Source organism: Ferroplasma sp. Type II (genome assembly GCF_000496155.1).
Genome location: NZ_KI542792.1, coordinates 1 through 2,293 on the forward strand (window position 1 = coordinate 1; position 2,293 = coordinate 2,293).

A 2,293-nucleotide genomic window follows, 5' to 3' on the forward strand; every position below is an offset into this window, starting at 1 on the left:
CCTGCCATTATATTGCCGCCAATACCTCTACTTCTTACTGTTATTCCCCAAATTGTACCTATTACTTTTGTTATATTTTTGCCTGGCACATAATTCATCGTCACCATAATAACTCCACTTTCCTCCGTCATTTTAACACCTCATTTTTAATCTTATAAGTATTATATATTCTGTAGTATTAAAACTTTCTAATTATATTTAAATAATGTATAAATTACAGGACTGATTTACATAGGAATTAATTTTTTAATTTCCAGAAGAAGATACTATATGCCATAATCACCGGATTCATAACCATTTCTTTATGCCGGGCAGATGTTATTCAGAATGTGTATTGAATTTTCCATGTCTTAACCATATGTTGCAAATTCATCTTCCCCATTCCCACATCTTAAAAATTTATCCTAATATCATAAACAAATTTGTAGTTTCAGTAAGCATTCATTAATATGCAACCATTAAAGTGCTCTAAAGCAACATGACGGATTCTCAAAATATGCTTCTGACATCTGGACCAGAACTCTGTCCTTTGTAAGAATAGCAGATGTTTCATGTTCTGATGCCCCCTTAGAGACCGTCAAAAGGCGACCATCCGCTACCAGCAGCCACGTATCACAACATTGCTGAGACAGGATAGAAATATCGAAAGCATTAGTCTCTGAGGAAATCTTGGTCAAATCCTTCTGAGGCATTGCAATCCTGATATGTACGCCTCTTGACTTCGCTTCCACTAATTGCTCATGGACAGAAGCGAATAAATTTAAATTCGGCAATATTATCATTACATCACGCCTGGCTACAAATATCATTTCTTTCATTTTTGAAACTATATTTACTACACCCTTTACAACATAAGCTATCTCTAAACCATTTTCATTAACGGCATTCTTATTTACATTTGCCCAGACTTCCTGAAGTTGAGCCTCTACACTTTCACTTACCTTAATTCCATTTTCATACTTGCTTTTCAGTGCAGATTTCACTTCCATAATCAAAGGTGCTGGAGCCGTTGCCCTATAGGTCTTAGGCAAGCCGTACTGCACTTCGACCATATTCAACTTTGTGGCGCTTTCCAGAATACTGTAAATTTTTGAGTCTGGAATGCCAGTGATCTCACATAATCTGGAGGCTGGTATGGAAGGCTCCAGGAGTAAAGCAAGATAAACCCTCCCCTCATTCAGAGGGATTTCTATCTCTAACATCTTTGGCAAAACCCCTTCTATTAGGGAAGAATAACTTATCATGTCTATATGATTCTTTTTTGTCATTTCATTCAACTCCTCTTAAGGATACTCAACCCCTTAGATATGGGAAAATTGGGCATTAAACATCAATCCCCTACTCTATATTACCAGTTCCTCATGGAACAAATCTACGACCCCACTCATGTGTAGTTGACCTACCATCTACTAGTAGTTGTCATAAGGAAATCCTAATATATATACTTACTACTACCAAGAATAAGTGGTAAGATGAAAGAAAATGTAAAGGAGGCTGTTGTAAAGAGATATTCGGACAGAATTTCCACAAAGTCTGGTGGCTCTTGTGATTCTTCCTGCTGCTCACCAGGAACAGGCATATCAAAAAACACCGAAGCCGTAACAGGTAGTTGCTGTGGAGATACATCACACTCTGCAGAAGGATCAACAGGACGTATCGAATCCCAATCTTTTGGCTGTGGGAACCCTGTTGGACTTTCATCTGTAAGAGAAGGTGATATAGTAGTTGATCTGGGCTCGGGTGCTGGCTTAGATTGTATAAGGGCGGCAGCGAAGGTGGGAGCAGCAGGCAAGGTGGTTGGAGTGGACATGTCAGAGGAAATGATCTCCAGGGCAAACCAGAACATCAAAACTATGGGTCTGGAGAATACAATTACATTAGTCAAGGGGGATATAGAAGACATCCCACTTCATGATAACTATGCTACGCTGGTAATCAGCAACTGTGTTCTGGCACTCGCACCTGATAAGCAAAAGGTGTTCAATGAAGTTTATAGGATTCTAAAACCTCATGGCAGGTTCGTTATATCTGATGTTGTAAGTGCAGATACCATTCCACAGGAATTAAGAGATGACATAGAGCTATTCTCCAGTTGCGTCTCCGGCGCTTCCCAGGTAGATGAATACTTCCAAATCATAAAGAATGCAGGTTTCACAAACATCGAAGAACTGGCCAGACAGAATTACGGCAGTCTTGACACCAGAGAAAAAAGTATTGAAATGTACAGCTTGACCATAAGGGGATACAAATAACTCTCCACTAATTTGAGCATAGTCTGCTGTCAATTACTCCG

At 39.2% G+C, this 2,293-nt stretch carries 3 protein-coding genes; 1 reads left to right on the forward strand and 2 read right to left on the reverse strand.

Annotated features, from left to right (window positions below):
* Both AMDU4_RS11530 and AMDU4_RS11535 read right to left on the reverse strand, forming a co-directional pair.
* A partial coding sequence (locus AMDU4_RS11530; RefSeq protein ID WP_021788145.1) for a heavy metal-binding domain-containing protein occupies nt 1-131 on the reverse strand: 131 nt, incomplete at its 3' end.
* Nucleotides 132-458: 327 nt separating this feature from the next.
* A complete protein-coding gene (locus AMDU4_RS11535) occupies nt 459-1,268 on the reverse strand; it encodes a TrmB family transcriptional regulator (RefSeq protein ID WP_021788146.1) in 810 nt (269 codons plus the stop codon).
* A 204-nt stretch (nt 1,269-1,472) separates the two neighbouring features.
* Between AMDU4_RS11535 and AMDU4_RS11540 the strand changes: the two genes are divergently transcribed.
* Nucleotides 1,473-2,252: a methyltransferase domain-containing protein gene (locus AMDU4_RS11540; protein WP_021788147.1), complete on the forward strand. Its 780-nt coding sequence runs from the start codon at nt 1,473-1,475 to the stop codon at nt 2,250-2,252.
* The last annotated feature ends 41 nt before the right edge of the window (nt 2,253-2,293 follow it).